The sequence below is a fragment of the Variovorax sp. 10N432 genome (assembly GCF_056394465.1).
On record NZ_JBFTHX010000107.1, the window covers coordinates 1 to 2,054 of the forward strand.

At 62.8% G+C, this 2,054-nt stretch carries 2 protein-coding genes and 1 pseudogene; all 3 read right to left on the reverse strand.

Features of this window, described 5'->3' with window-relative positions; all coding sequences use genetic code 11:
* A pseudogene (locus tag AC1DF3_RS36800) lies at window positions 1-135 on the reverse strand (sugar ABC transporter substrate-binding protein); the annotation flags it as partial.
* 172 nt (window positions 136-307) lie between these two features.
* Window positions 308-1,786, reverse strand: coding sequence for a Na+/H+ antiporter NhaC (gene nhaC, locus AC1DF3_RS36805; protein WP_478142784.1), 1,479 nt, complete (start codon window positions 1,784-1,786; stop codon window positions 308-310).
* A 34-nt stretch (window positions 1,787-1,820) separates the two neighbouring features.
* The coding region (locus AC1DF3_RS36810) for an arginine deiminase family protein (protein ID WP_478142785.1) at window positions 1,821-2,054 on the reverse strand (234 nt) is incomplete at its 5' end.

A 2,054-nucleotide genomic window follows, 5' to 3' on the forward strand; every position in this document is an offset into this window, starting at 1 on the left:
TTCCTTCATCTTGACGAAGAAGGGGTTGGTCTCGGTCTTGGTGATCAGGCCGATCACGGGCTCGGCGGCCTGGGCGGGGAACTGGGCGGCCAGCGCGGCTGAGGTCAGGGCGGCGGCGAGGGTGAGCTTGAGCATCGGGTTGTCTCCTGTTTGCCAAAAAGTATTGAGGACGGGCAACAGAGTTTGGAACCCCTTAGTTAATAAATCAAGTGGATTGATTAATGGAAAACCCGGGGTTTGGTCACGGGGTATTTCAGGGAGGGGCGAGGCCTTGAGCCGCCGGGCTGTCGAGTCCGCCTGGGCGTCTTCACTCTTGTGTCGATCGCGTCTCGCTCGACGTCAAGTGTGGTGCGGAAACACGCGGCATGCGGATGCCGCAATAGGCCATGACGATGGCGATGATCGGGCTGGCGATGCAGAAGATCGCAAAGGGCGCGTAGCTGAACGTGGCGACGCCAAGGGTGGCTGCCATGTAGGCGCCGCAACTGTTCCACGGGATGAGAGCGGATGTGGGTGTCGCTACGTCACCGATCGTGCGTGACAGCACGACCGGAGCGAGGCCGCGTGCTTCGAAGGCACTCTTGAAGGACCGCCCCGGCAGCATCACGGCCATGTACTGATCGGCGGTGGCAATGGCGGTGCCGATGATGGCGGCTGCGAGTGCGGCGACCAATGCCCCGGCGCTCTTCGCCCGCGCGAGGATGGGAGTCGTCAGTCGCTCCAGGACTCCACACTTCTCGACGACCCCGCCGAAGGCGAGAGCGGTGATGATGAGCCAGATCGTGCTCATCATGCTTTCCATTCCGCCGCGGGTAACGAGGAGGTCGATGGTCGGGACGCCGGTCGAGGATTTGTAGCCGCTCGCCAGCGCCAGCCACATGCCCTTGAGCATCGCGAGCACGCTCGGAATGCCTTCTCGCGCCTGGGCGAAGGCAATGACGCGTTCTGGCGCGGTGAAGGCCGCGAGTCCGGCGGCAACGAGCGCACCGATGAAGATCGACGTAAAGGCCGGAACCTTGCACAGGGCAAGCACGATCACGGTTGCGAGCGGGATGAAGAGGAGCAGCGAGATGTTGAAGGTGCTCTTGAGCAAAGCCATCTTCTGGCTCGCGTCGAACTCACCCGGACGGCCTAGCTGGTAGAAGACAAGCAACGAGATGACGAGCGCCACCAGCGAAGTCAGCAAGGTCTCTCGAATGTGCTTGTACAGATCGACGCCCGCCGCGGCAGCGGCAAGGTTGGCCGAGTCCGAAAGCGGTGATGACTTGTCACCGAAGTACGCGCCCGAGACGACGGCCCCTGCCGTGATGGCAGCATTCATGTCCATGTTCTGCGAGATGCCCATGAGGCCGATGCCGATCGTGCCGACCGTCGTCCACGAACTCCCGATGCTGAAGGAGATGAAGCCGCAAATGAGCAGGGCGGTGGCGTAGAAGTAGTTGGGACTGAGCAACTGCAGGCCGTAGTACACCATCGCGGCGATCGTGCCGCTCAGCGCCCAGGTGCCGACCAGCGCGCCGACCGCCAGCAGGATGAAGATGGCGCCAAGGCCCGAACTCACGCTCGCAATGGCCGCGTCCCGCATTTCTTCCAGTGTGAGGCCATGACGCAGACCGATGACGGCAGCCACCATCGTCGCCACCATCAGCGCCACCTGGTTGGGCCCGCCCGCACCCGCATCGCCGAACAGGAAGTAGGAAAGTCCGACCAGAAAAATCAGACTGGCGATCGGGATGATGGCCTCGGTCAGTGATAGCTGTGGCCTTGTCGCTTGTTCCGTCTCCATGGTCGGGTTCCTCCTGAATTCAGCCGGAAACCAGTCAGAAGTCCACCGCGTCCCGAACGATCGGGCAAGTCATGCAATGGCCACCGCCACGACCGCGGCCCAGTTCGGCCCCGACGATGGTCACCACCTCGATGCCCTGCTTGCGCAGCAGCGTGTTGGTGTAGGTGTTGCGATCGTATGCATAAACCACGCCCGGCGATGCACAGACCAGGTTGGCGCCGCTGTCCCACTGGGTGCGCTCGCGCTGGTAGTCGCTGCCGCCGGCCTC